This is a genomic window from Pseudomonas sp. Y3 TE3536 (assembly GCF_053629175.1).
Genome location: NZ_JBRJHU010000001.1, coordinates 5175250 through 5202211, shown reverse-complemented (window position 1 = coordinate 5202211; position 26962 = coordinate 5175250). Strand labels below are relative to the sequence as shown.

The window sequence follows — 26962 nt, the reverse complement described above, 5'->3', positions numbered from 1 at the left end:
GCGCCCTTCCCCCATTAGAACAGCATGGAGAACAGCATGTCTGACGCCCCAACCCTGCAAAGCTTCATTGCCGGTCGCTGGATCGGCCAGCACGGCGCCCAGGCCCTGCGCAGCGCCTTGAACGGTCACGTTCTGGCCTACAGCCATGAAGAGCGCCCGAATTTCGCCGAAGCCGTGGACTTCGCCCGCGCCCGTGGCCTGGCCGCCCTCATGGCCATGGACTTCCAACAGCGCGCCGCCCGCCTCAAGGCCCTGGCCTTGTACCTGGCCGAGCGCAAAGAGCAGCTGTACGCCTTGTCCCACCACAGTGGGGCCACCCGCGCCGACAGCTGGATCGACATCGAAGGCGGTAACGCCACACTGTTCGCCTATGCCGGCATCGGCAGCCGCGAACTGCCCTCCGGCAACCTGGTGCACGAAGGCCCGGCCATACCGCTGGGCAAGCAAGGCCACTTTGCCGGCAGCCATATCCTGGTGCCGCGTGCCGGGGTCGCCGTGCACATCAACGCGTTCAACTTCCCGATCTGGGGCATGCTCGAGAAGTTCGCCCCGACCTTCCTGGCTGGCATGCCGTGCATCGTCAAGCCCGCCACCTCGACCAGCTACCTGACTGAAGCCGTGGTTCGCCTGATGAATGCGTCGGGCCTGTTGCCCGACGGCAGCTTGCAGTTGGTGATCGGCAGCACCGGCGACTTGCTCGACCGCTTGCAGGGCCAGGATGTAGTGACCTTTACCGGCTCCGCCGATACTGCTGCGAAATTGCGCGTGACGCCGAACCTGATCCGCAACTCGGTACCGTTCACCGCCGAAGCGGATTCGCTGAACTGCGCGATTCTCGGCCCGGACGTGACCCCGGACAGCGAAGAGTTTGACCTGTACATCAAGGAGGTGGCCCGCGAAATGACCACCAAGGCCGGGCAGAAATGCACCGCCATCCGCCGCGCCATCGTCCCGGCCAAGCACATCGATGCCGTCGCTACCCGCCTGCGCGAGCGCCTGAGCAAGGTGGTGGTGGGCGACCCTTCAGTGGAAGGCGTGCGCATGGGCGCCCTGGCCTCGCATGATCAGCAGCGCGACGTTGGCGAGCGTGTACGCAGCCTGCTGCAGAGCTGCGACCAGCTGTTCGGCGCCAGTGACGGTTTCGCGCCGCGTGGTGAGGGTGTTGCCGAGGGCGCGTTCTTTGCGCCGACCCTGCTCCAGGCCCGCGACCCGCATGCAGAAGGCGGTGCGCACGATATCGAAGCGTTCGGCCCGGTCAGCACGCTGATGGCCTACGATGACCTTGACGAAGCCCTGACCCTGGCTGCCCGCGGCAAGGGCAGCCTGGTGGCGACCCTGGTCACTGCCGACCGCGCCGTTGCCGCCAAAGCCATCCCGGTGGCGGCTGCCTGGCACGGCCGCCTGCTGGTGCTGGACCGCGAAGCCGCGCTGGAGTCCACCGGGCATGGCTCGCCGCTGCCGCAACTCAAGCACGGCGGCCCTGGCCGCGCGGGTGGCGGTGAAGAGCTGGGCGGCCTGCGCGCAGTCAAGCACTACCTGCAGCGTGCGGCCGTACAAGGCTCACCGAGCATGCTCACGGCAGTAACGGGCGAGTACGTGCGCGGCGCAGAAGTGATCGAGAGCGAAGTGCACCCGTTCCGTCGCTACTTCCAGGACTTGCGTATCGGCGAGTCACTGTTAACCCACCGCCGTACGGTAACTGAGGCAGACCTGGTCAACTTCGGCTGCTTGTCGGGTGACCACTTCTACATGCACTTCGACGAGATCGCCGCCAAGGAATCGCAGTTTGGCAAGCGTATCGCCCATGGCTACTTCGTGCTGTCGGCAGCGGCAGGCCTGTTTGTATCCCCTGGCGCCGGCCCGGTACTGGCCAACTACGGCCTGGATACCCTGCGCTTCATCAACCCTGTAGGCATTGGCGATACGATCCAGGCGCGCCTGACCTGCAAGCGCAAGATCGACCAGGGCAAGGCTAGCCCGTTGGGGCAGCCGCAAGGCGTGGTGGCGTGGGACGTTGAGGTTACCAACCAGCTGGGTGAGCTGGTGGCCAGCTATGACATTCTGACCTTGGTATTGAAGAAGGTTGACTGAGTAGCCTACCTGCCAAACGATGGGCTGCCTCGCAGCCCATCGCTCATTCATTCATCAACCCACCACGGCTGGGTCACCCACCGATTGATTGGGCTTGCTCCCGGAAATACGCCAGCTCACGGCAGTAATCCCATACCGTTCGGCCATTGGCCTGCTGACTTTCTTGATCTTTTCCCGCCCGAATTTCGGAATGATGCCGATGCCCGCATCACAGCTGGCCCAATGCCAGGCCTCGGCATTGTCCAACCGTTCCAGGCGGATGATGAAACTGCGCGGTTGGCCATGCAGTTGGTAGTCGATGATGTACAGCTGTGGACCAGGCATCGCAGGGGCCTCCTCTTCTCCATGGATGACCTTTTGATTGATCTGGGCAGTGCCAGAAAATTCAAAAAATTTGCCAACCTAGGTCAATCGTTACGATCGCCGTCCGCCGCCATGGCTGTTCTGGCCACCCTTGCGGCCGGCTTCAGCGGCGCGTTCACGGTCGTTGGCGAAGTTGCCGCCCGACACCTTGCCGCCTTTGTGCCCGGCGCGTGAGGCTTTTTCCCGGTCGTTGGCGAAATTGCCCGAGTTGGTTTCCTTGGTGCCGCCGCGCTGGCTGGTACGTTCTTGATCACGTGCCATGTGGTATCTCCTTGCGATGGAAAGGGTGCTGGGCCGTACCTTGATTCCGAGCCAGCAAAAACGGGCAATGCTCAATCGAATTGCACACGGCTGACGGGTGGCGCCAAACGTCCCCAGGCCAAATGCTTGCGTGGCGGCATTAGGCATGCACGCTCCACTGGGTGGAATCGGACTCGATCGGCAGTTCGTCGATGGCATGGATCAGCCCGCTCTCCAGTGCCTCCTCGGGCCCCAGTATCCGCGGGTAGGCCATCAGGTAACGGGGCACGTCCAGCACTTCGGCACTGCCTTCGGTTCGCTCTGCCACGATTTGAGCGTACAGCCGCAGGTCGTAATCCAGGCTCATGGCGTATTCGGCCATCCTGGCGTGGTCGACCGACCCGTGCAGCGTCCAATGGAAGGGGTGAAACAAGAATTTGCTGAACGCGCAGGCGGTGCGATGCTCGCCCGCCAGAAACAGGATGTTGCCCATCGATTCCACCGTCCCCAGGTTGTGGGTATGCAGCGGAATCGGCAGCGCCCGCAGGAAGTTGTACAAGGTAAACCCGTAGCTGCACTCCCCGCCCATGGTCGCGATGTTCAGTTGCAGCAGCTGTGCGCCCTGCTGCATGGCGCGCGAACAGGTGTTGATCAGGTTGCCGCAGGTGGATGAGTTGATCGGCCCGGTGAAATGGATGATGTGTCTGGCCATGTTTGCCTCCAGGGTTGGCGGTTCATGCCGGTGAATGGCCAATCCGTCATGGGGTGTAGTCGTCTTTTGCACCCGCTATGCGGTGGAGACGCCAACTGCGGCAAAGTTCAACTCTGCGTGCATTCCCCGTTGGTCAACCGTGCTGAACCTCACGGCCGCGCATCAGTCGCACCTTCAGAGCGACCTCTCAAAAAGCTGGCAATGAGGAAGGCAGCGTGAGCGAGATCCGTATTGGTATATCAGGTTGGCGCTATGGCCCTTGGCGCAAGGATTTCTACCCCAAAGGGCTGCGCCAGGACAATGAACTCGCGTTCGCCTCGCGGGCAGTCAACAGCATCGAGATCAATGGCTCGTTTTATAGCCTGCAGACGCCCGAACGGTATCGGGGGTGGCGTGAGGAGACGCCAGACGGCTTTGTATTCTCGGTAAAGGCACCGCGCTACATCACCCATGTACGGCGGCTCAAGGACATCGAAGCGCCGGTGGCCAATTTCTTTGCTTCCGGGCCTTTGTTGCTGGGCGACAAGCTGGGCCCGTTTCTGTGGCAGTTCCCACCCAACATGAAGTTCGACGAAGCACGCTTTGCGCGGTTTCTGGCGCTGCTGCCGCGTAACCGAAAAGCGGCGCGCGAATGCGCACAAGGGTGTGACGAGCGGCTCAAGGGCAATGGCGGCACTGACATCAAAGGCAACGCACGCTTGCGCCACGCCGTGGAAATCCGCCACGAGAGCTTTCTTTGCGAAGCCTTCGTGAAGCTGTTGCGCAAACACCGTGTGGCGCTGGTCGTGGCCGACAGTGCAGGGAAATGGCCCTATGTCGAAGATGTCACGGCCGATTTCGTCTACATGCGCCTGCACGGTGATGTGGAGCTCTACAGCAGTGGCTACACGGCGCAGGCCTTGCGCCGCTGGAAACAGCGCATTCTGCGCTGGAGCCAAGGCAGCCAGGCAGACGACGCACACACCGTGCTACCCGGGGCACCGCCCAAGCGGGCCACGCGTGATATCTACTGCTACTTCGACAACGACCAGAAGGTCCATGCGCCCTACGATGCCCGGCGCCTTCTGGAGAAGTTGAAGCTGGACTATGACCTGCTCACCGAACCCGGTGTCGAGCCGGAGGTTGAGCTGTGAACAAGACCTTGCCCACACCGCGCTGCATCATCGACAACGTCACCACGGTGCAAAGGCTGACCGTGCTGACCCTCAACGTGCACAAGGGCTTCACCGCCTTCAACCGGCGTTTCATCCTGCCTGAGCTGCGCGATGCCGTGCGCGCCACCGGCGCCGACCTGGTGTTTCTTCAGGAGGTGCACGGCAGCCATCAGCAGCATGCCGAGCGCCACGCAGCCTGGCCGGAAACGCCGCAGTACGAGTTTCTGGCCGACAGCATGTGGCCGCAGTTCGCCTATGGCCGTAACGCTGTGTACCCCCATGGCGACCACGGCAATGCCTTGCTGTCGAAATTCCCCATCAGCCAGTTCGACAACCGGGATGTTTCCATCGACGGCAATGAGCAGCGTGGCCTGCTCCATTGCCGCCTGGAGGTGCCTGGGCATAAAGAGGTGCATGCAGTGTGCGTGCACCTGGGCCTGCGGGAATCACACCGCCAGCGCCAGGTGCGCCTGTTGCTGGAGCTGCTCGACAGCTTGCCGCCCGATGCGCCGGTGATCATTGCCGGCGATTTCAATGACTGGCGCCTGAAAGCGGATGTGGCGCTGTCCGAACACCTGGTCGAAGCCTTTGGCGAGCGTTTCGGCACCCCGGCGCGCAGTTTTCCGGCGCGCTTGCCGCTGCTGCGGCTTGACCGCATCTACCTGCGCAATGCCATGCCGAGCAAGGCGCAGGTGCTGTCGAAGTACCCATGGTCGCACCTTTCCGACCATGCCCCCCTCACTGCGGAGATCAGCCTATGAACCGACCTTGGCTAGAGGGCAACAGCGTGCAGCTGTTGATCAATGGCGAACAGTATTACCCGCGCGTGTTTGAAGCGATGGCCCAGGCGCGGGAGGAAATCCTGCTGGAGACGTTCATCATCTTCGATGACAAGGTCGGCCAGCAGTTGCAGCAGGTGTTGATAGACGCCGCGCAGCGCGGCGTGCGCGTCGAAGTGGCGGTCGATGGTTACGGCACTGCCGACCTGCCCGACACGTTCATCTCGGCCATGACCGAAGCCGGCGTCAACTTTCATGCCTTCGACCCGCAGCCCCGGCTGGTGGGCATGCGCACCAACCTGTTCCGCCGCCTGCACCGCAAGATCGTGGTCATCGATGGGCAGCGCGCGTTCATCGGCGGTATCAACTACAGTGCCGATCACCTGGGCGACTACGGCCCCATGGCCAAGCAGGACTATGCCGTGGAGGTTACTGGCCCGGTGGTCGCGCAGGTGCATGCCACCAGCCGTCGCCTGATGTCCCCTGTGCTGCAGCCACCCAGTGAGGTGCGGCCTGTCACCGAGCCCACCGGGGCTATCACTGCCCTGCTGGTCGAGCGCGACAATGGCCAGCGCAGAACGGCCATCGAAGCCCAGTACCTGCAAGCCTTCCGCGCTGCCCGGCAGCGTATCGTGGTGGCCAATGCCTATTTCTTTCCGGGTTACCGGTTGCTGCGGGAGCTGCGCAATGCGGCGCGGCGTGGGGTGGACGTGACCTTGATCTTGCAAGGCCAGCCAGACATGCGCTGGGTGCGGGCCTTGTCGCGGCTGCTGTACAACTACCTGCTGCGTGACGGTGTGCACATTCATGAATACTGCCGCCGGCCTTTGCATGGCAAGGTCGCGCTGGTCGATGACCAGTGGGCCACTGTCGGCTCGAGCAATCTCGACCCCTTGAGCCTGTCGTTGAACCTTGAAGCCAACCTGTTCATCCGCGATCACGGCTTCAACCAACAATTGCATCAGCACCTGCAGTCGCTGGCCAGCGAACAGTGCAAGGCCGTCACCCTGGAACGCATGGTGCGCGGTTACTGGTGGCGGGCGCCGCTGATTTTCCTGTGCTTCCACGCCATACGTCACTTTCCGCGCATTGCCGGCTGGTTCCCGGCGCACCGCCAGCGCCTGCGCTCGGTGCAGCCGGAGGTGGAAGCCCACGGCGATATGCATGAGGGCCAGACGTGATGGCGGGTAAACGTTGGCAAATCTGGGCCAAGCGCCTGTTCACCTTGCTCTTCCTTTTGTTGATTCCAGCCTTGCTGTTCATGCTGGCGCGCAACCTGGACTGGAACGAGGTGCGCCAGTCGCTGCTGGCCTACAAGCCTGGCACTTTAGCGATCGGGTTGGCGGTTGCGCTGTTCAGCTACCTGACGTTTGCCAGCTACGACCTGCTGGCGCGTGCCTATACAGGCCACAACCTGCCTGCCAGGCAGGTGTTGCCTGTGGCTTTCGTCTGTTATGCCTTCAACCTTAACTTCACCACCTGGGTGGGCGGCGTCGCGTTGCGTTATCGGCTGTACGGCCGGCTAGGTCTGGATACCGCGACCATTACCCGCATCCTGACCCTTGGCTTACTCACCAACTGGATGGGCTACATGTTGTTGGCGGGTACGGTATTCGCCCTGCGCCTGGTAGACCTGCCGGACAGCTGGGCAGTCGGGGCAACGGGGTTGCAACTGATCGGTTTTGGCTTGCTGGCAATCGCCATCGGCTACTTGCTGGCCTGCGGCTTTGCGAAAAAACGCACCTGGCAATGGCGTGAACACGAAGTCACCTTGCCTGGCTGGCGTCTGGCGCTGGCCCAGGTTGCCCTTGGCGCCAGCAACTGGGCGTTGATGGCCCTGCTGATCTTCTGGCTGCTGCCTGGCGAAGCCTTCTACCCGTCGATCCTCGGGATACTGCTGATCAGTTGCGTGGCGGGCGTGGTTGCGCACATCCCGGCTGGGCTTGGCGTGCTTGAGACGGTGTTTCTGGCGTTGCTGCATGGCCAGATGCAACAGGGCACGCTGGTAGCGGCATTGCTGGGGTATCGCACGCTGTATTACCTGCTACCGCTGCTGTTGGCAGTGATCACGTACCTGATTTTGGAGAAACGCGCCAAGGCCATGCGCCAGCGTGATAATCCGGCCTAAGCCTCTACAAGGGCCTCGGCCCGGGAAATTGGGGCTGCTGCGCAGCCCATCGCAGCGGTTCGGCGCCCCGACAAGCCAGCTCCTACAAGGAATCTCGCTCTCCTGTAGGAGCTGGCTTGCCTGCGATGGGCCGCGCAGCGGCCCCGATCAATTAGGACTTATCTTCCTCATCAACCACATCATCGGTCCACGGCTCACCGTCCAATGGTGCCGAACGCGCCAGTTCAGCCTCATCCAACCCAAAACCACCGCCAATCTCGTTAGCATTGACCTGCCGCAACGACTGGTCTGCCGGCCCTTCGCCGTCACCCTCTTCAAACGGGTCGCGAGCACCGGTCTCGTCCAGCAAGGTATCCGGGCTCATGTCGTCATAGGTGACGTTATCCTCGTGCAGGCTGTCGCTCAACGCTTCGCCACCCGTCATACCGCTTTCGGCGACGCGCTGTGGCGGAAACTCCTGCTCATCTTCACGGGCAGGTCGTTCGTCGCCCACCCGCCCTTCGCGTTCGTCGTGACGGTCACTGAAGTCCAGCTCATGGACACTGCCCATGCGGTCTTCGGTGTCGTCGATTTCGGTAGGTGTGTAAGGCTTGGGTTCATCGGGGCGAGACATGTGCGTACTCCGTCAGTGGGCTATACACGGTCGACTGCGCTCACCACGGGAAAATTCAGAGTTTTTAAGCCGGGGGCTGGGCCGCTTGTTGCGCACGGTGCAGTTCATTGGTCAGGTGCAGCCGCATCGCTGCCCGGGCGGCATCGGCGTCCTGGTGCGCGAGTGCAGCATGAATCTGCTCGCGCTCACGCACCTGTTGTGCGCGTTGCTGTTGGGTGACGTTGCTCTGCGCGCCACGCATCAGGGTATCGGCCAGGTGGCGCATGGCATCGATAAAGAAGCTGTTGCCGGTGCACAGGGCAATTTGCAGGTGAAACTCGAATACGATGCGCGTGCTGTCCTGGTGCAACGGCCCCACGGCATTGGCTTCGCCCAGGGCGTCGGCAATGGCCTGCAACTGGCTTGACGTAGCACGCTGCGCAGCAAGCGCGGCGCACTCCACCTCCAGGCTCAGGCGCAATTCGATGAGCGCCACCGCATCGAGGGCGCTGCCCTTCTCGTGCTGGCTGTCCTGAAAGTCGCCTGGCCGGGTGGTGTCGACCACGAACGTGCCGATGCCTCGGCGGGTCTCGACCAGGCCCTCTGCCTGCAGCCGCGACATCGCTTCGCGAACCACGGTACGGCTGACCTTGCGCGCCTCGGTAAAGGCTTGTTCGGTCGGCAACTTGGTGCCTGCCGGTAGCTCGCCGGCCAGTATGCTACGCGACAGTTCAAGCACCAGTTGCTGGGCCAGGCTGACACGTCGTTCAGGGTTGACACGCTCCATCAGAGGATCCATTCAAAAACCAGACGATGAACGATTGTAACCGCAGTTTTACGTCAAAACGCACTATAATGCCCGCTGATCTCACAAGAGCACGATGATGTCTGACCTCACGGCTATTGCCCGAATCAAACCTCGCCGCCTGGCCGAATCGTTGGTCGAACGCTTTGCCCAACGCATGCGTGATGGCACCCTCAAACGCGGCGACAAACTGCCTACCGAAACGCAGATCATGGCCGCCGAAAGCGTCAGTCGCTCGGTAGTGCGTGACGCCTTGTCGCGCATGCAGGCGGCAGGCCTGGTCGAGACCCAGCATGGCGTCGGCACCTTCGTCCTCGACATGCCGGCCCCCGAAGGCTTCAACGTCGGGCCCGCCACCATTGTGCTGTTGTCCGACGTCCTCGACCTGCTGGAGTTCCGCCTAAGCCTGGAAGTCCAGGCTGCAGGCATGGCCGCCGAACGGGCCACGCCACAGGCCATCGACGAGCTGGAACAAGCACTGCACGCGTTGCTGCAAGGCCCGGAAAAGTCCGGTAGCACCACCAACGCCGACTTCCAGTTCCACCTGAAGATCGCCAAAGCGGCCGGCAACCCGTACCTCATCGACATCATGAAACACTTGGGCACCAAGCTGATCCCGCGCACCCGGATGAACTCCGCCTATACCGGGCAGAGCAACCGCAGCACCTACCTGGCGGGGATCAACGCCGAACACCAGCAAATCTTCGACGCCATCGTCAGCAAGCAGGTCGATGCAGCGCGTGCGGCCATGTTCCTGCATTTGAGCAATAGCCGCATGCGCCTGCGCGAGGCGCAGAAACACCAGGCTGTCTACAGCGAGTGAGCCGCTTCAGGCGCCGGTTGCACATCCTCGAAGACCAACCCGTCGCTGGCACTGACCTGCCACGGGTTGGCACTGCCGGTTCCGCTGAAGTGGACCGTGTCGAACCGTGAGCCCTTCAAACCATCGATCTTGGCCTTGGCCGGCCCGCTGAAACGCACCCGCTCGAAGGACAGGCCTTGGTGGTAAGCGCCGTGCAGGCTGTCGCCCTTGACCTCGATCGCCGCCAGTTGGGCATTCTCGACCGTTACATTGCTAACCCGCACATCGCGGAACTGGCCGGCGATGGTCGACTTCTTGTAGTCCAGCTTGGCGTTCGGGTCGTTGTAGTCGAGGGTGAAGATGAACGCCTGCTTGACCGTATTGCGCATCGCCGAATCGCGGAACACCACATTACGCGCGCCACCGCCCATGAAGTTGGTGCTCTTCATGCGTAAGCCGGTATCGGTGCCGTCAGACACGTTATCTTCGGCCAGGATGTTCTGGATCCACGCCCCCGTGTGGCTGCCAGCCACGACCATGCCGTGGCCCTTGCGGAAATAGTTGTTGAAGATCCACGCGTCTTCCTGGGGCTTTTGCTTGACCGCATCGGCGCCGGTGCCGGCTGCGAAGTTGACGCAGTCATCGCCGGTGTCGAAGAAGTTGTTGAACACCAGTGCGCCGCGGCTGTTGGCGAATTCGATGCCATCGCCGTTGTTGGCGTCGTAGGTCTTGTGCGTGGTGTTGGCCAGCACCACGTTCTCGGTCTCCAGGTTCATGATGCCGTGATAAGCCGGGTTGAGGACCGTGAAGCCGCCATAGAACACGTTCTTGACGTTGCGCAAGGTGACCAGCGACGAGCGCATTTGGCCATAGGCGTCCTTGACGTTCATGCCTTCGGCCACGGCGCGAGCGACCTGGGCTTTGGCCAGCACGCCGTCCTGCAGGTAGCGGGTGTTGTCGCTGGGCAGGTAGAACGGCAGCGGTTGGCCACGTTCATCGACGATGTCGGCGTTGCGCTTCCAGCCATTGCCATCAATGACCCCCTTGCCGACGATGCGTATGTTCTCGAATGCCTGGTGCGCACGCGGGTCACGCGGCAAGGCGTTGATCAGCGAGGCCGGGCGTACGGTGGTGGAGTACGGGTACTGGATATAGCCATCGCGGGGGTAGTCTTCGGCGCGCTCGGACCCGAGCAGGGTCGCGCCCTCGGCGATTTCCAGGGTCATGTTGCTTTTGAGGTACAGCGCGCCGCTTTTGTAGGTACCTGCTGGCAGCAGCACTTTGCAGCCGACGGTACAGGCGTCGATGGCCTTCTGGATGGCGGCGGTATCGAGGGTCTGGCCGTCGCCCTTGGCGCCATAGTGGCGCACGTTGAACAGTGCCGGCACGGCGGTGGTACGTTGGACGATTACCGGGCTGTCGGCCGATTCCTTGCCGGCGTGGTCCACCGAACGCACGGTGAAGCGGTATTCGGTGTCGGGCGCCAGGCCAACTGCGGTGTAGCTGTGGATGGCGATACGGTGGTGGAAATTGCGCGTGTCCTGCTCGTAGAAGCGGTCGATATAGGGTTTGGCCGGGGACACGTGCCCGTTGTTGGCGTTGCTGCCACCGAGCAGCTTGCCATTGGCGTAGACGTGGTAATCGGCGATGTCGGCAAGGTCGGCGGGTTTCTCCCAGACCAGGATTATCTGCTGGTCGTCGTAGGCCAGCGTCGGCACCAGGACTTTGCTCGGCGCTTCGAGTGCCCAAAGGGGTGAACTGAAGCCGAGTGCCAGGACAGTCAGCAGTGATCGGGTGGTCGCGGTGTTTGCATGCGGCATGGGGTTATCTTCCTTGTTATAGCGCTATGCACAGTCGTTGTAGGAGCAGCCTTGTGCTGCGAAGAGGCCATCCCAGCCCAAGAAAAACGGTGGGTAATACCGGCCTCTTCGCAGCGCAAGGCTGCTCCTACACAAAGCGTGTGTCAGCTGACGTTACGTACTGATTCAGCACTGAAATCGCGGCTGGCCTGCACCAGCATGCGGGTGTAGTCGTGGCTGGCCAGGTCCTGGCTCAAGGCTTGGCTGTCCAGGCGCTCGACAATCCGCCCCTGTTGCATCACCGCGACCTTGTCGCACAAATGGCTGACCACACCCAGGTCGTGGGTCACCATCAGGTAGGTGAGTTTCTCGCGCTGACGCAGGTCCGCCAGCAGGTTGAGAATCTCTGCCTGCACCGATACATCGAGCGCCGACGTCGGCTCGTCCAACAGCAACACCCGGGGTTCGAGAATCAGCGCCCGGGCGATCGCCACGCGCTGGCGTTGCCCGCCTGACAGCTGGTGCGGGTAGCGGTAACGGAAGCTGTCGTTCAAGCCGACCTTGACCAGGATGTCGTTGATGCGGTCATCGCGCTCGCCCAGGCCATGAATAGTCAATGGCTCGCGCAACGCGGTGTCGATGGTGTGCCGCGGGTGCAGCGAACCGTAAGGGTCCTGGAACACCATCTGCACCTTGCGAAAGTGCTCCTTGGGCAACTTGTGCTGCAGCGGGACGCCGGCAATGCTCAGCGCCCCGCTCCAGTGCCGGTACTGCCCTGCCAGGCAGCGCAAGACCGTGGTCTTGCCCGAGCCCGACTCGCCTACCAGGCCGAACGACTCGCCGTCTTCGACCGTCAGGTCGACATCGTGCAGCACCTGGTTGCAGGCGGCGCCCACACCAAAACTCAGGTTCAGCGATTGTGCTTGGATCATGCTCATGTCAGTTCCCTCAGCAGGTGAGCCACAGCGGGTCGCGTTGCAGGACCGGCAGGCGTGGGCGGCGGTTGTCCATGCTCGGCAGGGCCGCCAGCAGGCCACGGGTATAGGGGTGTTCGGCATATTGCAGGTCGCAGGCGGCCAGCGACTCGACCACCCGCCCGGCATACATCACCAGCACTCGGTCGCAGTAATTGCGAACCAGGTTGAGGTCGTGGCTGACGAAAATCAGCCCCATCTGCTGTTCCACCACCAGTTCTTCGAGCACATTGAGCACCTGCTGGCGTACCGACACATCCAGCGCCGAGGTCGGTTCATCCGCGATGATCACCTCCGGGTTGGTGATGACCATCATGGCGATCATGATGCGCTGGCCCATGCCGCCGCTGACTTCATGCGGGTAAAGGTTGTAGACCCGCTTGGGGTCACGGATGTGGACCTTTTCCAGCATCAGCAAGACCCGCTCGCGGGCCTCGCTGCGGCTGGCCTTGTGGTGCGCCAGGTAGGCTTCGGCAATCTGATCGCCCACCTTGACCACCGGGTTGAGCGAATACTTGGGGTCTTGCATGATCATCGAAATGCGCTGGCCGCGAATCTTCTGCATGGCCTTTTCGCTGGCACTGAGCAAGTCGACATCGCCGAACTGCAGGGCCTTGGCAGTGATCTGCGTGCTATTGGGGTGCAGCTTGAGCAAGCTGCGCCCGACGGTGGACTTGCCCGAACCGGACTCGCCGACAATGGCGAGCTTCTCGCGGCCCAAGGTGAACGACACATCGCGTACCGCGTGCATTTCTTTCTTGCCATTGACGAAGCGCACATTGAGCGAATCGACAGTGAGTTTGAGCGTCGACATAAAGCCTCCAGTTACTCGCTACGCGGGTCGAGAATGTCCCGCAGGCCATCGCCCAACAGGTTGAACGCCAGGCTCACCAGCATGATCGCGGCCCCCGGTACGGCCACCAGCCACCAGCATTCGAGCATGTAGCGTCGGCCGGTGGAGATCATCGCGCCCCACTCCGGCAACGGCGCCTGCGCGCCCAGGCCAAGAAAGCCCAATGCAGCCGCGGTGAGGATGATGCCGGCCATGTTCATGGTCAGGCGGATGATCACCGACGACAGGCACATCGGCACGATGTGGCGCAGGATGATCCGCGTCGACGACGCGCCCTGCAGCTCGACCGCAACGACGAAGTCAGCCTTGCGCAGCGACAGCGTTTCGGCCCGCGCCAGGCGAGCGATCGGCGGCCATGAGGTCAGCGCGATGGCGACCACGGCATGCTCCAGGCCAGGGCCGAGCGCGGCGATGAACGCCAGCGCCAGCACCAGGCTTGGGAACGAGATGAAAATATCGGTGATACGCATGAACACGGTGTCGACGACGCCACCGAAATACCCCGACACCGTGCCGATGAACAACCCGATCGGGCCGACGATCACGGTCACCAGGGTAATGATGTAAAGGGTGATACGTGAGCCATACACCAGCCGGCTGAAGATGTCGCGGCCGTACTCGTCGGTGCCGAACCAGTGCGCGGCACCGGGCGCCTGCAGGGCGTTGGCGAGGTTTTGCACGACCGGGTCATGGGTGGCGATCCACGGCGCGAAGGCGGCGACCACCACCAGCAGCAAGGCCACCAGCAGGCCAGCCAGGGTCATCGGGTTGCGCAGCAGGTGGCGCAGCACCCGCAGGCTGCTTTTGTACAGTGCATCGACACTTGAAGCGGGTGTGTTGTCGGCCTGCGGCTTGTCGCTTGAAACGGTAGAAGACAGGTTGGCAATCATCGGCATGTTCTCGATGTGAAATCATGGCCACCTGGGGCGCCCGCAGACGCCCTCGGCAGTGTTCAGCGTTGCTTGTAGACGCCCAGGTAACGGGTCGCCTCGGCGTCATCGCCGGTGAAGCCCTTGACGTCCACTGCACTGACGGCGGTGTCGGTCATCTGCGAGATCATCATGATCGGGCCGACCTGTTGGTCGTAACGCTGCTGTGCCTGGTGGTACAGGTTCAGGCGCTTGCCGGCGTCACGCTCGACCCCAGCCTGGTCGATCAGCGCATTCAGCTGTTGGTCGAAGAACGACGCGCGCCAGCCCTGGAAGTTGGGCAGCCCGGCGGCATCGCTGTTGTCGGGGTTGTAGACGAAGGTGCGCAGGCTGAAGTACGGGTGCGGGTAGCGTTCGGCCCCACGGGCCACGATCATTTCGAAGTTGCGCGCACGCATGGCGCCGTACACCTGGTTGCCGGTGCCGGTGACAATGCTGGCCTTGATGCCGCCTTCGGCCAAGGTCGATTGCATGCGCGCGGCAATGTCGATGAAGGGCGGTTCGGACAGCGTCCGCAGGGTGGTGCTGAAGCCTTGCGGGTAGCCGGCTTCGCTCAGCAACGCCTTGGCTTTGGCCACGTCGAGCCGGTAGCCAGGGTCTGGCAGGCGCGCGTCCAGGCCCAGTTGCATCGGCTGCTGGTTGAGCATGCCGTAATGCGGCATGACCTGTTCGTCGATGCCTTTGTAGTCGATCAGGTAACGTACGGCTTCGCGCACCTTCGGGTTGGCGAACTCGGGCTGCTTCATGCTCATCGCCACGTAGTACATGGTGCCGCGCTGCAGGGGCTGCACCTGCAACTGGTCAGAGCGCTCGACGGCTTTGATATCCGGTGCGGCCATGCCGTAAGCGAGGTCCAGGTCACCGCGTTCGAGCATCAGGCGCAGCGATTGCGACTCGGTCATGTGCCGCACCAGCACCCGCTTCATTTTCGCCGGGCCAGCCCAGTAGCCGTCAAAACGGTTCATCACCAACGCATCGTTGGCACTCCACTTGGCCAGCGTGAACGGGCCGCTACCCGCTTCATGGGTGACCAGCCAGGCGGCGCCGAGGTCGCCGTTTTTTTCGTGCTTCAGCACTTCTAGGCGGTCGACGATGACCGCACTGGGCGAGGTCGCCAGCGAGTCGATCAGCAGCAGCGGGTCGGTCGGTTGTGGCAAGTCGACCACCAGGGTCTGTGCATCGGTGGCGCGGATCAGCGCCTGGATGTTGTCGACGTTGTAGCCGTAGGCCTTCCAGGTGGTGGCCAGGCCGAAGTTGAGCTTCATCACCCGGTACAGCGACCAGGCCACGTCCTCGGCGGTCAGCGGGTTGCCGGAATGGAATTTGACGTCGTTGCGCAAATGGAAGGTGATCTGCTTGCCGTCTTCGCTGATGTCCCAGCGTTCGGCCAGCTGTGGCAGGTGTTTTTCCGGGTTGCCCTGGTCGCGCTTGACCAAGGTGTCGTACAGGTTGGCGTTGACCCCGGAGGCATCCAGGCCCGGCGCATTGGCCGGGTCGATGGAAAACAGGTTGACCATGCTCATGCCGATGATCAACTGGTCGGCAGGGGTCTTGGCCTGCACGGCGGCCATCGGCGCCAGGGCCAGGATTGCACCCAGCAGGCTCATGTGCAGCGGGGGAAGTGCAGTCTTCATGTGGGCGTCCTTCTTTTTATAGTTATGCAATGTGTTCACGCAGCCCCTGGGGGCTTAGCGGGTCCTTGGGTCGAACACCTTGTACAGGGCATCGCTGATCAGGTTGAGGGCGACGAAGATCAGGCCGATCACCAGCACGCAGCCCATCACTGCGTTCATGTCACCGAGCATCAGGCTGCTGGTGAGGTATTGGCCAAAGCCCGGCCAGGCGAACACCGTCTCGATCAGCACCGCGCCTTCGAGCAGCGAGCCGTAGGCCAGCGCCACCACGGTCAGCAGTTGCACGAGGATGTTGCGAAACGCATGGCCCCACACCACCTGGCGCCGCGACAGGCCCTTGACCCGCGCCGTGATGATGTATTCCTGCGACAACTGCTCGAGCATGAAGCTGCGCGTCATGCGGCTGATATAGGCCACCGAGTTCAAGCCCAGGATCAGCCCCGGCAAGATGATGTGGCGCAAGGCACTGCTGAACGCCTCCCAGTCACGCGCCAGGGCGGTGTCGATCAGCAGCAGGCCGGTCACGTCCGGGACCATGCCGTCGTAGGCGAGGTCGATACGCCCTGCCCCGCCCGCCCAGCCGAGCCAGGCGTAGAACACCAGCAGGCCCATCATGCCCACCCAGAAAATCGGCGTGGAGTAACCGAACAAAGTGATCACCCGGGCCACATGGTCACCCAGCTTGCCCTGGTTGCTGGCGGCAACCACACCCAGCGGCAGGCCGATGAGGATGCCGAACAGGATCGCCAGCGTGGCCAGCTCGATGGTCGCCGGGAACACCCGCTTGATGTCCTCCAGCACCGGGTGGCCGGTGAGCAGCGCATTGCCGAAATCACCGTGCAGCAAATCGTTGAGGTACAGCCCGAACTGGGTCCAGATCGGCTTGTCCAGGCCCATCGCCTGGTAGACCTGATCATAGGTGGAGCTGTCGGCGTCCGGCCCGACCACGGCCAGCACCGGGTCCAGCGGCATCACCCGACCAATGAAAAACGTCAGCGCCAACAGGCCGAGCAAGGTCACCAGGACCGTGCTGGCGCGTCGGGCAGTGGCAGACACGCGCGTGCCCAGCACAGAGGCAGTCGAAAGCAACATAACAGGCTCCTGAAAAAGCGTTCAGCAAACACCGAGGCGTAAGGGGCGCGGGCGCCCCCGTCCCGCTCATCGCGACTTGTAGACGTCTTTGTAACGGGTGGTGGCCGCGCTGTGGGCCTGATAGTTCTGCACGTCGTGGTACAGCACCACGGTGTCGGTCATCTGCGACACCGGCAGAATCGCGCCCACCTGGGCGTCCAGGGACGTCTGGATCTGCTGGTACTGGGCCAACTGCCGCGCCTTGTCCGGTTCCACTTCGGCCTGCTCGATGAGGGTGTTCAACTCAGGGCTGTAGAACGACGTGCGCCAGCCCTGGAAGTTGCTCAGCTTGGCTTCGTCACGGTTGTCCGGGTTGTACACCAGGGTGCGCAAGCTGGAATGCGGATGCCGCTCTGCACCGCCGCCGCCGCGGCCCACCAGGATGTCGAAGCTGCGTTCGCGCATGGCGCCGTAGATCTGGTTGCCGGTGCCGGTGACGATGGTGGCCTGGATGCCGGCCTGGGCCAGGGTGGCCTGCAGGCTGGAGGCAATGTTGATGAACGGGGGTTCGGTGAGCACGCGGATGGTGGTCTTGAAACCATTGGGGTAACCGGCTTCTGCCAGCAGTTTTTTCGCTTCGGCCACGTTCAGGCTATAGCCAGGGTCGTCCAGGCGTGCCGGCAGGCCCAGTGGCAGCGGGCGCTGATTGAGCTGGCCGTAATGCGGCATGACGGTCTGGTTGATGCCCTGATAGTCGATCAGCGAACGCACGGCCTTGCGCACGCGGGCGTCGTCGTAGGGTTTTTGTTTGACGCTCAGCGCCACGTAGTAGAGCGTGCCGCGCTGCACGGTCTCGGTGCGCACCTTGTCGGACTTCTCCAGCGCTTCGATGTCCGGGGCGGACATGCCCTTGGCCAGGTCAAGGTCGCCGCGTTCCACCATCAGCCGCAACGACTGCGATTCGGTCATGTTGCGCATGACGATGCGCTTGAGCTTGGCCGGGCCACCCCAATAGCCCTCGAAACGGCTCATCAGGATCACGTCGTTGGCACGCCAGTCGTTGAGGATGAACGGGCCGCTGCCAGCGGCATGGGTGGTCAGCCAGGCGGCGCCCATGTCGTCGCCCTTCTGGTGCTGCTGGACGACCTTGCGGTCGAGGATGAACGCGCTGGGCGAGGTCGCCAGGGTGTTCAGCACCAACAGCGGGTCGGTCGGCCGAGGCAGTTCGAGGACAAAGGTGTGTTCATCGCTGGCGCGCATGTACTGGGCGACGTTGCCCGCCGTGAAGCCGTAGGCCTTCCAGGTCGAGGCCAGGGCCAGGTTGAGCTTGAGGATGCGCTGCAGTGACCAGGCGACGTCCTCGGCGCTGAACGCGTTGCCGGACTGGAACTTCACGCCTTCGCGCAACTTGAAGGTGAGGGTCTTGCGGTCATCGCTGACCTGCCAGCTTTGCGCCAGCGCCGGCACCAGTTGGTCCGGTTGCTGCGCGTCCTGCACCAGCAGCATGTCGTACAGGTTGGCGTTGACCTCGGAAACGTCCAGCCCGGTGGCACCGGCTGGGTCGAGGGACAACAGGTTGATCATGCTCATGCCGACGATCAACTGGTCGGCCGGCGTCTTGGCGAAAGCAGCAGGTACCGAGGTCATTGCCAGCGATGCAGCAAGGACCCCTGCCCAGAATGTGGGGAGAACGCTCATGTGAGATTGCCTTTTTATAGTTATTGGACTCTCGGGCGGCACGCGAGGGCGCGTGCCGCCATGCACGAATCAGAAGCGTTGCAGCGTGTGGGTCTCGACGTAGTCGAAATCGATCTCTTCACCCAGGCCCGGCAGGTCCGACAGGTGCACGAAGCCGTCCTTGTCCATCGGGTCGACCAGGCGCTTGAGGTAGGCCGGTACTTCGTCGTAGTCGAGGAACGGGTGCAGCAGGCCGCGCTCGTACCAGGTGCAGTTCTTGATCGCCCCGACCACGGCCAGGTTGGCTGCGCCGTTGCCGTGGATCTCGCAATCCATGCCAAATGACTCGGCCATGTGCGCCACCTTCAGGCATGGGGCGATGCCACCGACCCCGGCAACCCCGGCACGCAGGATGTCACACACATCGTTCTTGACCCAGCTGGCCCGGCTCAGGTGCTTGCCACCCAGGCTTTCCGGGCCCAGTACCGGGATGTCCAACTGGCTGGACAGCCAGGCATAGGATTCGGCGGAGTCTTCCATCATCGGCTCTTCGAACCAGGCGAAGTCGAGCTTTTCCAGGGCACGGCCGATGGTCAGGGCGTCGGTGCGGCTATACCAGTGGTAGCCGTCGATCATCAGGGCGATGTCCGGGCCGACTGCCTCGCGCACCGCGGCGCAGGCCTTGATATCCATGCTCACGCTGGGCGCGAACGACACAGGCGGCATCCAGGTGTGCAGCTTGATCGCTTTATAGCCGCGCTTGACCAGTGTTTCGGCAAAGCGCCCGTATTCCTCAGGGGTCGACAGGCCACCTTCCAGCTCATCGCCACACATGGTCGAGCCGTACGCAGGCACCTTGTCGCGGTAGCCACCAATCAACTTGTGCACCGGCACATTGAGCTTGCGCCCGGCCCAGTCCCACAAGGCCTGCTCGACCAACGCCAGGGCGCGATCGGTCAACTGGCTGGCACTGCCGCGCTGCCAGTGGGCGAGGTCGTGCCAGATCTTCTCGCGGTCGAAGGCGTTTGCGCCGACCAGCACCTTGCGCACGAAACCGTCGAGCACGTAGGGGCGGATCAGTTCAGGGGCACCCAGTGCATAGCCTTCGTTACCGCATTCGGTGGTGATGCGCAGCAGCGCCATCTTGGCCTGGGTTACGTCACCGGGGTGGGCATGGCCGGCGCTGTCGACAGCACGGCGCGTGGGGTAGGAAAAAACCTGGACGTTTACAGCAGTGATGATCATGGACGTCTGAGCCTTCTTATTGGATTTGTGGCGGGTGAGTCACGCTCTGGAGGTCATCCTACGTCATCATACAACTTTTGAAAAGCACCCCTTAAAAACTTTCAAAAATGGCTTTGACGTCTGCTTTTTTACCTCTTTTGGGATGCCGATCGCATTCCAATGGTTGCACTAAAGCCTCTATATCAGGCATTTCAAAGGCGATCCGAAAGGTCATCCGACAACCACTGAAGAAATCGTAGACAACCGAAATGTTGTACGATAACTTTGCCGCATCTGATCGCGGCGCCCTGCCCCTTACCGCATCCGATCGTGACCACCCGCTTCAAAACGACCTCAACAAAAACAAGAAAAGAAGATCGAATGAACACCACACTCCGCAATCTCATTGCTGTCAGTACACTCGGCCTGTCGTTTTATGCCTGCGCAGACTCGGCCAGCATCAACTACCGCCACGGCTACACCGAAGACGACAGCATCCATTCCGACCGCATCAAGCTGAACTACCGGATGGACACTGGCCTGGGCTTCGCCGCCGAGATCAAGTACAAGACCGCCGGCGACCGCGAGGACGTGGCGTACGACAACATGGTCAACAACGGCCATGAGTTCACCGTGGACTACAACTACAAGCTGAGTCCCAAGTCGACCCTCACCCCCGCGTTCCAGATGGACAGTTCCAAGGACGCCACCACCTACAAGTTCGGTTTGAAGTACAACTACAAGATCAGCGACACCTGGTACGTCGCCACCCGTGTGCGGCACGACGCGCGCAACCTCGACCGCGACCAGATCGACCACTCCAAGGCAGACCGCGCCAAGGACAACCAGAACACCACTCGGCTCGAAGGCTGGCTCGGCTACACCCCGAAAGGGCCGTGGGCCTTCGAGTACCAGTACATTTATTTCGACACCGACTACATCCGCTACGACAACAAGAAGAGCGACTACGAGCAGAACCTGATCGTCAAGTACAAGCTCAACAAGCAGTGGGCGCCGTTCATGGAAGTGGGTGACATCAAGGTCAACGCCTATACCGACGACCGCCAGGCCCGCTGGCGCCTGGGCATCCAGTACAACTTCATGTAATGCCGCGCAGCCGGGTGCCTGCCAGGTGGCCCGGCATTGTCGCCCAACTACCCCCAACCACCCCTCACGCCAAGGCGCTCGCCATGACCACACCCTCCTCGCCCACCCTGGGCAAACCGTTCAACCGCCTGCTGCTGACCGGCGCCGCCGGCGGTCTCGGGCAGATCCTGCGCGAAGCCCTGCAGGCGCACGCCAACGTCGTACGGGCTTCCGATATCAGTGCGATGGCGCCCGCAGCGGGCGCACATGAAGAAGTGATCAGTTGCAACCTTGCGGACAAGGCCGGTGTACTGGCGCTTGCCCAAGGCGTGGATGCCATCGTCCACTTGGGTGGGATTTCCACGGAGCGTGCGTTTGAAGAGATTCTCGACGCCAATATCCGCGGCACATTTCATATCTATGAAGCCGCACGCAAGCACGGGATCCCACGGGTGGTGTTCGCCAGCTCCAACCACGTCACTGGGTTTTATCCGCAAGACGAGCAGGTGGATGCGCAGTCTGTGCGTCGCCCAGACTGTTATTACGGGTTGTCGAAATCGTATGGCGAAGACCTCGCCACCTTCTATTTCCACCGTTACGGCATCGAGACCGTGAGCCTGCGCATCGGCTCGTCATTCCCAGAACCGCGCAACATGCGCATGCTCTCGACCTGGCTGAGCTACGCAGACCTTTCGCACCTGGTAGAACGGGCCTTGCTCGCTGAGAACGTTGGCCACACCGTGGTGTATGGCGTGTCGGCCAACCGCGAGCTGTGGTGGGACAACCGCTACGCGGCGCACTTGGGCTTCAATCCGCAGGACAGCTCGGAGCGCTTTCGCGCAAAACTCGAGCAACAGCCAAAACCTGCTACTGACGATGCCAGCGCGCATCTGCAAGGTGGCGCCTTCACCGTCGCCGGCCCATTCGGCGACTGACCCCGCGCTCTGCCACCCTTTAAAGCCCCTTGCACCCGAGCGGTGCAGCGGGCTCATGCCATCAGAATGCTCACCAGCATCTGCGCAGGCCGGCTCAATTCCACGCCCTTGCGCGTGACCACTTCGTACGGCTCGCTGCGCGACTTCAGCTGCAGCGGCAGGCGCACCAGCATGCCATGGTCCAGTGCGACCTTGGCCACATCCCACGGCATCACAGCGAGCAAGCCCGGGTCCTGCAGCAGCATCGACAACGTGGTGAAGGTCGAGGACGTTTCAATCGGGTATTGCGGAAAGCTCAGGCCCGCTTCGCGGAATTCGCGCTCCAACGTCAAGCGCATGGGCATGTTGACTGGGAATACCACCCAGCGTGAACTGGCCAACTGCGCAAGGTTCAAAGTCTCGCTGCCGGCCAGGGCGTGTGCAGGGTTGGCCACCAGCACCAATTGCTCCTGGTGTTTCGGCACACTGTCGTAGGCGGCGGGCCGCGGGCTGACACTGGTCCGGCAGATCACCACGTCCAGGCGGCCCTGGTCGAGCAGGTTGAGCAGGCGGTCGCTGGTGTCCTCAACTACAGACACCGACAGGTCCGGCTGGCTTTCACGCAAGCGCGCCAACCCCTCCACCAATATCGGCACCGCCCCCATGATCGTGCCGACCGACAAACGACCCCCATGGCCCTGCAGAATACCCAGCATCTCTTCACGCAGGTGTGCCAGGTCGTTACTGATCAGGCGCGCGTAGCGCAGCACGCATCGGCCCAGGTCATTGGCCTCGAGGCCCTTGCTGGTGCGCTCGAACAGCACCGCGCCCAGGGTCGATTCAATCTCGTTGAGGGCTTTTGTCGCCCCCGGTTGGGTGATCGACATGGCCTCGGCCGCTTTGTGAATCGAGCCCAGCTCATCCAGGCTGATCAATAACCGCAACTGGCGCAGGCGAAGGCGCGAGGCCATGGAACTCAGGGGTGGCAGCATAGGGGATCACTTAAAGTTATCACGGGGTCAGCAGGTCTCATTAGGCAGCAACGGCGGGGAAAATTAAAGTGACCTGCATCTTCAACAAGAACAACACAGGAACCCGCATGCGCCTGATCCAATTTGAAACCGCACCCGGCCAACGCCACGTCGGCGTGGTCGAAGGCGACCTGATCCAGGTCGTGCGTGATACCCACTCCATGCGTGAGCTGGCCTTGGCCGCGATCCGCAACCACACCAGCCTGGCCGCCGAAGTGCTCGAACGCGGCCTGGACAGTACGCAACACAGTTACAGCCAGGCCCTCAGCGACTGCCGCGTACTGCCCCCGCTGGACCACGAAGACCCAGCCCATTGCCTGATCAGCGGCACCGGCCTGACCCACCTGGGCAGTGCTGCCACCCGCGACAAGATGCACCAGCAAAAAATCGACGATGCGGCGGCGTTGACCGACACCGCGCGGATCTTCCAGTGGGGCATCGAAGGCGGCCGCCCGGCACCGGGCGTCGCGGGCGTACAACCGGAGTGGTTCTACAAGGGCGACGGCTCCATTGTGGTCCGCCCTGGCCAGGCCTTGCAGCGCCCGGCCTTTGCCGAAGATGCCGGTGAAGAGCCCGAGCTGGCCGGCCTGTATGTGATCGGCGATGATGGCCAGCCCTACCGCCTGGGTTTTGCCATCGGTAACGAGTTTTCCGACCATGTGATGGAACGACGCAACTACCTGTACCTGGCTCACTCCAAATTGCGCAGTTGCGCCTTTGGCCCTGAACTGCGGGTCGGTGAGCTGCCGCGCCACCTCGATGGCATCAGCCGGATTCGTCGCGGCGACCAGGTGATCTGGGAAAAGGCCTTCCTCAGCGGTGAGGACAACATGTGCCACTCGCTGGACAACCTGGAGTATCACCACTTCAAGTACGCCCAGTTCCTGCGCCCAGGCGATGTGCACGTGCACTTCTTCGGCACGGCGACCTTGTCGTTCGCCGACCAGATCAAGCCCGCCGAGGGCGATGTGTTCGAGATCAGCCTGCCTGATTTCGGCGCCCCTTTGTGCAATGGCATTGCCGGGACGCCTTCGGCCATCTCACCTGGCGAGGTGAAGACGCTCTGAACCGACGGCGGCGCAGGGCCGCGCCGCCGCGGCATTTCATAACAATCACAACAGTGAGATGAGCATGAAACACACCCCTTACCCGGCGGCCACAACCGCCACGGCCAGCACAGACACCGCCAAGCCGACCACCGTGCGCTGGCGGATCTTCCTGATCCTGCTGTTGCTGGCAGCGATCAACTACATCGACCGGGCGTCGCTGTCGGTGGCCCTGCCCTTGATTTCTGCCGAGTTCGAACTCACCCCAGCACTTGAAGGGTTGATCCTCAGCGCGTTCTTCTGGTCCTATGCCCTGATGCAGATCCCGGCCGGTGTGCTGCTCGACCGCTTCCAGGTGCGCAACATCATTGGTGTCGCCACCATCGGCTGGGGCGCCTTCCAGGCGCTGGGCGGCTTTGCCCACAATTGGATCACCCTGCTGGTCACCCGCATTGGCCTGGGCGTGGCCGAGTCGCCGATCATGCCGGCGGGTGCCAAACTCAACGGCGCTTGGTTGACCCCCAACGAGCGTGGCCGCGGCGCCACCCTGGTCGACGGCGGCGCGCCGCTGGGCACAGCGTTTGGCGCGATCATCATCGCCGGGCTGATCACCTGGTTCGACTCCTGGCGCATCGCCTTCATCATCGCCGGTGTCGGCACCGTGGCTGCAGGCATCTGGGCCTGGTGGTACATCCGCAACCACCCCAGCGAACACCCGCAGGTCAACGCCGCCGAACTGGCCTACATCACCCAAGCCAACGACGCCGCGGCCCAGGCCAATCACCCAAGCCAACGACGCCGCGGCCCAGGCCAACGGCAACCGCAAGGCGGTACTCAAAGAGCTGCTGAAAAGCCGCTCGGTGCTGTGCATGTTCGCCGGCTACGCCTGCTACAACAGCGTGTTCTATGGCCTGCTGACCTGGATGCCAAGCTACCTGCACCAAGCCCACAACCTGGACATCAAGGCCATGGGTGGCGCGACCTTCCTGATCTTCATGTGCGGTTTTGTCGGCGAGCTGGTGGGCGGCTGGATCTCGGACAAGTGGAAAGCCAATGGCGGCCAGCCGAACACGGTCATGCGCAGCATGTTCGCAGGCTCCGCTGCCGTCGCCGCGCTGTGCATCCTGCTGGTGGCCTACACCCCCGATGCTGCACGGGTGATCGCCCTGCTGTGCGTGGCGCTGTTCTTCATCCGCTGGTGCGGCATGTACTGGTGCCTGCCGGCCATTCTCGGCGGTAAATCCAAAGCCGGCGTTCTGGGCGGCAGCATGAACTTCTGCGGCAACATGGTCGGCGTGCTGGTACCGATCCTGATCGGCCTGATCGTGCAGTTCACCGGTTCGTACTTCTTGGCCCTGATCTTCTTCGTGGTCATGGCCTTCGGCCTGATGCTGTTCTCTGGCCTGATCGACTATCGCGAGCGCGGGCTGGCCTGAGCCACGCGCCCTATTGAGGTAACTGTCATGCAACTCATTACAACAACAGGCAGTGAACGCGCTGCCCACGCCGTGATCCGTCTCAACCCGCTCGACGACGTGCTGATCGCCCGCCAGGCCCTGCCCGAAGGGTTGCTGCTGGACGAAGGCATCACCGTTCGCCAGCCAATCCCTGCCGGGCACAAGGTGGCGGCGCGCGACATTGCGGCCGGCCAGCCGCTGCGCCGCTACGGGCAGATCATCGGCTTCGCCAGCCAGGCCATCACCGCAGGCGAGCATGTGCACGTGCATAACCTGGCAATGGGTGACTTTGCCCGTGACTACGCCTTTGGCGTCGATGCCCGTGGCGCGCAGGCGCCCAACGACGACACCTTCAGGGGGATCGTCCGGGCCGATGGCCGGGTCGCCACGCGCAACTATGTCGGCATCCTCACTTCGGTGAACTGCTCGGCCACCGTGGCCCGGGCAATCGCCGACCATTTTCGCCGTGACATTCACCCCGAAGCGTTGGCGCCGTACCCGAACGTCGACGGCGTGGTGGCCCTGACCCACGGCGTCGGTTGCGCCGTCGACCCCTCTGGCGAGGCTTTGGCCATGCTGCGCCGGACCTTGGGCGGCTATGCCGTGCATGCCAACTTCGCCTCGGTGCTGCTAATCGGCCTGGGTTGCGAAACCAACCAGATCCCTGAGCTGCTCGCCGCCCAAGGGTTGGAAAGCAGTCACACCCTGCGCACCTTCACCATCCAAGGCACCGGTGGCACCAGCAAGACCATCGCCAGCGGCATTGCCCAGGTCAAGGCGTTGCTCGCCGAAGCCAACCAGGTCGAGCGCCAGCCAGTCAGCGTGCGCCACCTTACCGTGGGCCTTCAATGCGGGGGCTCGGACGGCTACTCGGGCATCACCGCCAACCCTGCGCTGGGCAATGCCGTGGACCGGCTGGTAGCCGCAGGCGGTACCGCGATCCTGTCGGAAACCCCCGAAATCTACGGTGCCGAGCACTTGCTGACGCGCCGCGCCGTAAGCCAGCAGGTTGGTGAAAAGCTGATCGCCCGCATCCAGTGGTGGGAAGCCTATTGCCAGCGCATGGGCGCCGAGCTGAACAACAACCCTTCGGCCGGCAACAAGGCCGGTGGCTTGACCACCATCCTGGAAAAATCACTGGGTGCGGTCGCCAAGGCCGGCTCCAGTGACCTGGTGGATGTGTACGAATACGCAGAGCCGGTGCGCGCCCATGGCCTGGTGTTCATGGACACCCCCGGTTATGACCCGATTTCGGCCACTGGCCAAGTCGCCGGGGGGGCCAACTTGATCGCTTTCACCACCGGCCGCGGTTCCGCCTACGGCTGTGCGCCCTCGCCGTCCATCAAGCTGGCGACCAACACGCGCCTGTGGGAAACACAGGAAGACGACATGGACGTCAACTGCGGCGGCATTGCCGACGGCAGCATGACCATCGAAGAGCGCGGCGAGCACATCTACCAGATGATGCTGCGCATCGCATCGGGGGAGCGCAGCAAGAGCGAACAGCATGGCTACGGGCAGAACGAGTTCGTGCCGTGGCAGATCGGCGCCATTACCTGACTGCTTGCCTTGATGTACCTGCCTCAACGTTTATCGGAGCC

23 protein-coding genes and 2 pseudogenes are annotated in these 26962 nt (G+C 62.6%); 11 read left to right on the top strand and 14 right to left on the bottom strand.

Annotated features, from left to right (window positions below; translation table 11 throughout):
- The first annotated feature begins 36 nt into the window (after positions 1-36).
- On the top strand, positions 37-2091 hold the full coding sequence (gene paaZ / locus AB7M33_RS23320) for a phenylacetic acid degradation bifunctional protein PaaZ (RefSeq protein WP_454243728.1): 2055 nt from the start codon (positions 37-39) through the stop codon (positions 2089-2091).
- A 54-nt stretch (positions 2092-2145) separates the two neighbouring features.
- Here the strand turns inward: paaZ and AB7M33_RS23315 are convergent, their stop codons facing one another.
- The 3 genes and pseudogenes from AB7M33_RS23315 to AB7M33_RS23305 all read right to left on the bottom strand — a co-directional run bounded on the left by AB7M33_RS23315 (position 2146) and on the right by AB7M33_RS23305 (position 3406).
- Complete coding sequence (locus tag AB7M33_RS23315; RefSeq protein ID WP_027593236.1) at positions 2146-2415, bottom strand: DUF6555 family protein; 270 nt, start codon at positions 2413-2415, stop codon at positions 2146-2148.
- Between the two features lie 90 nt (positions 2416-2505).
- A pseudogene (locus AB7M33_RS23310) lies at positions 2506-2661 on the bottom strand (general stress protein); the annotation flags it as partial.
- A 193-nt stretch (positions 2662-2854) separates the two neighbouring features.
- Positions 2855-3406, bottom strand: a complete 552-nt coding sequence (locus tag AB7M33_RS23305) for an ATP-dependent Clp protease proteolytic subunit (protein ID WP_027593234.1) — start codon at positions 3404-3406, stop codon at positions 2855-2857.
- A gap of 215 nt (positions 3407-3621) precedes the next feature.
- Between AB7M33_RS23305 and AB7M33_RS23300 the strand changes: the two genes are divergently transcribed.
- From AB7M33_RS23300 to AB7M33_RS23285, 4 genes are read left to right on the top strand one after another with little or no spacing between them, the layout of a single operon-like run.
- Positions 3622-4539: a DUF72 domain-containing protein gene (locus AB7M33_RS23300; protein ID WP_454243727.1), complete on the top strand. Its 918-nt coding sequence runs from the start codon at positions 3622-3624 to the stop codon at positions 4537-4539.
- A complete protein-coding gene (locus AB7M33_RS23295) occupies positions 4536-5321 on the top strand; it encodes an endonuclease/exonuclease/phosphatase family protein (protein ID WP_027593232.1) in 786 nt (261 codons plus the stop codon). Before AB7M33_RS23300 ends, AB7M33_RS23295 begins: the two co-directional genes overlap by 4 nt.
- Positions 5318-6520, top strand: a complete 1203-nt coding sequence (clsB, locus tag AB7M33_RS23290) for a cardiolipin synthase ClsB (RefSeq protein ID WP_027593231.1) — start codon at positions 5318-5320, stop codon at positions 6518-6520. Before AB7M33_RS23295 ends, clsB begins: the two co-directional genes overlap by 4 nt.
- Positions 6520-7467: a lysylphosphatidylglycerol synthase domain-containing protein gene (locus AB7M33_RS23285; RefSeq protein WP_099429349.1), complete on the top strand. Its 948-nt coding sequence runs from the start codon at positions 6520-6522 to the stop codon at positions 7465-7467. Before clsB ends, AB7M33_RS23285 begins: the two co-directional genes overlap by 1 nt.
- Before the next feature lie 151 nt (positions 7468-7618).
- Here AB7M33_RS23285 and AB7M33_RS23280 read toward each other — a convergent pair whose 3' ends face one another.
- Entirely contained in the window at positions 7619-8080 is a 462-nt protein-coding gene (locus AB7M33_RS23280; protein ID WP_027593229.1) for a hypothetical protein, read from the bottom strand.
- A 64-nt stretch (positions 8081-8144) separates the two neighbouring features.
- Complete coding sequence (locus tag AB7M33_RS23275; RefSeq protein ID WP_454243726.1) at positions 8145-8846, bottom strand: FadR/GntR family transcriptional regulator; 702 nt, start codon at positions 8844-8846, stop codon at positions 8145-8147.
- 97 nt (positions 8847-8943) lie between these two features.
- Here AB7M33_RS23275 and AB7M33_RS23270 point away from each other — a divergent pair, with 97 nt between their 5' ends.
- On the top strand, positions 8944-9687 hold the full coding sequence (locus AB7M33_RS23270; protein WP_099429352.1) for a FadR/GntR family transcriptional regulator: 744 nt from the start codon (positions 8944-8946) through the stop codon (positions 9685-9687).
- Here the strand turns inward: AB7M33_RS23270 and AB7M33_RS23265 are convergent.
- The 8 genes from AB7M33_RS23265 to AB7M33_RS23230 form a co-directional block, all read right to left on the bottom strand.
- On the bottom strand, positions 9675-11486 hold the full coding sequence (locus tag AB7M33_RS23265) for a glycosyl hydrolase family 28 protein (protein WP_454243725.1): 1812 nt from the start codon (positions 11484-11486) through the stop codon (positions 9675-9677). The genes AB7M33_RS23270 and AB7M33_RS23265 overlap by 13 nt on opposite strands.
- 143 nt (positions 11487-11629) lie before the next feature.
- Entirely contained in the window at positions 11630-12403 is a 774-nt protein-coding gene (locus AB7M33_RS23260; protein ID WP_027593225.1) for an ABC transporter ATP-binding protein, read from the bottom strand.
- A gap of 10 nt (positions 12404-12413) precedes the next feature.
- Positions 12414-13253 (bottom strand): ABC transporter ATP-binding protein, encoded by an 840-nt coding sequence (locus tag AB7M33_RS23255; RefSeq protein WP_099429354.1) that lies wholly within the window; start codon positions 13251-13253, stop codon positions 12414-12416.
- Between the two features lie 11 nt (positions 13254-13264).
- Complete coding sequence (locus tag AB7M33_RS23250) at positions 13265-14182, bottom strand: ABC transporter permease (RefSeq protein WP_033694009.1); 918 nt, start codon at positions 14180-14182, stop codon at positions 13265-13267.
- Positions 14183-14244: 62 nt separating this feature from the next.
- Entirely contained in the window at positions 14245-15855 is a 1611-nt protein-coding gene (locus AB7M33_RS23245) for an ABC transporter substrate-binding protein (RefSeq protein ID WP_454243724.1), read from the bottom strand.
- 54 nt (positions 15856-15909) lie between these two features.
- Positions 15910-16947 carry an ABC transporter permease gene (locus AB7M33_RS23240; protein ID WP_027593221.1) on the bottom strand — a complete coding sequence of 346 codons (1038 nt, stop codon included), beginning with the start codon at positions 16945-16947 and terminating at the stop codon, positions 15910-15912.
- 66 nt (positions 16948-17013) lie between these two features.
- Positions 17014-18624: an ABC transporter substrate-binding protein gene (locus AB7M33_RS23235; RefSeq protein WP_454243723.1), complete on the bottom strand. Its 1611-nt coding sequence runs from the start codon at positions 18622-18624 to the stop codon at positions 17014-17016.
- Between the two features lie 69 nt (positions 18625-18693).
- Positions 18694-19848 carry a mandelate racemase family protein gene (locus AB7M33_RS23230; protein WP_085272840.1) on the bottom strand — a complete coding sequence of 385 codons (1155 nt, stop codon included), beginning with the start codon at positions 19846-19848 and terminating at the stop codon, positions 18694-18696.
- Between the two features lie 360 nt (positions 19849-20208).
- On the opposite strand from AB7M33_RS23230, the gene AB7M33_RS23225 reads away from it, so the two are divergent.
- Both AB7M33_RS23225 and AB7M33_RS23220 read left to right on the top strand, forming a co-directional pair.
- The gene (locus AB7M33_RS23225) at positions 20209-20934 is read left to right on the top strand and encodes an oligogalacturonate-specific porin KdgM family protein (protein ID WP_027593218.1); all 726 of its coding nucleotides are present in this window, start codon (positions 20209-20211) and stop codon (positions 20932-20934) included.
- Between the two features lie 83 nt (positions 20935-21017).
- Positions 21018-21848 carry an NAD-dependent epimerase/dehydratase family protein gene (locus tag AB7M33_RS23220; RefSeq protein WP_027593217.1) on the top strand — a complete coding sequence of 277 codons (831 nt, stop codon included), beginning with the start codon at positions 21018-21020 and terminating at the stop codon, positions 21846-21848.
- A 53-nt stretch (positions 21849-21901) separates the two neighbouring features.
- Here the strand turns inward: AB7M33_RS23220 and AB7M33_RS23215 are convergent, their stop codons facing one another.
- Positions 21902-22819: a LysR family transcriptional regulator gene (locus tag AB7M33_RS23215; RefSeq protein WP_099429358.1), complete on the bottom strand. Its 918-nt coding sequence runs from the start codon at positions 22817-22819 to the stop codon at positions 21902-21904.
- Positions 22820-22926: 107 nt separating this feature from the next.
- Between AB7M33_RS23215 and araD1 the strand changes: the two genes are divergently transcribed.
- The 3 genes and pseudogenes from araD1 (at position 22927) to AB7M33_RS23200 (ending at position 26921) form a co-directional block, all read left to right on the top strand.
- Positions 22927-23925: an AraD1 family protein gene (gene araD1, locus AB7M33_RS23210; RefSeq protein ID WP_454243722.1), complete on the top strand. Its 999-nt coding sequence runs from the start codon at positions 22927-22929 to the stop codon at positions 23923-23925.
- A gap of 64 nt (positions 23926-23989) precedes the next feature.
- A pseudogene (locus AB7M33_RS23205) lies at positions 23990-25340 on the top strand (MFS transporter).
- 27 nt (positions 25341-25367) lie between these two features.
- The gene (locus AB7M33_RS23200) at positions 25368-26921 is read left to right on the top strand and encodes a UxaA family hydrolase (protein WP_265967549.1); all 1554 of its coding nucleotides are present in this window, start codon (positions 25368-25370) and stop codon (positions 26919-26921) included.
- Positions 26922-26962: the final 41 nt, after the last annotated feature.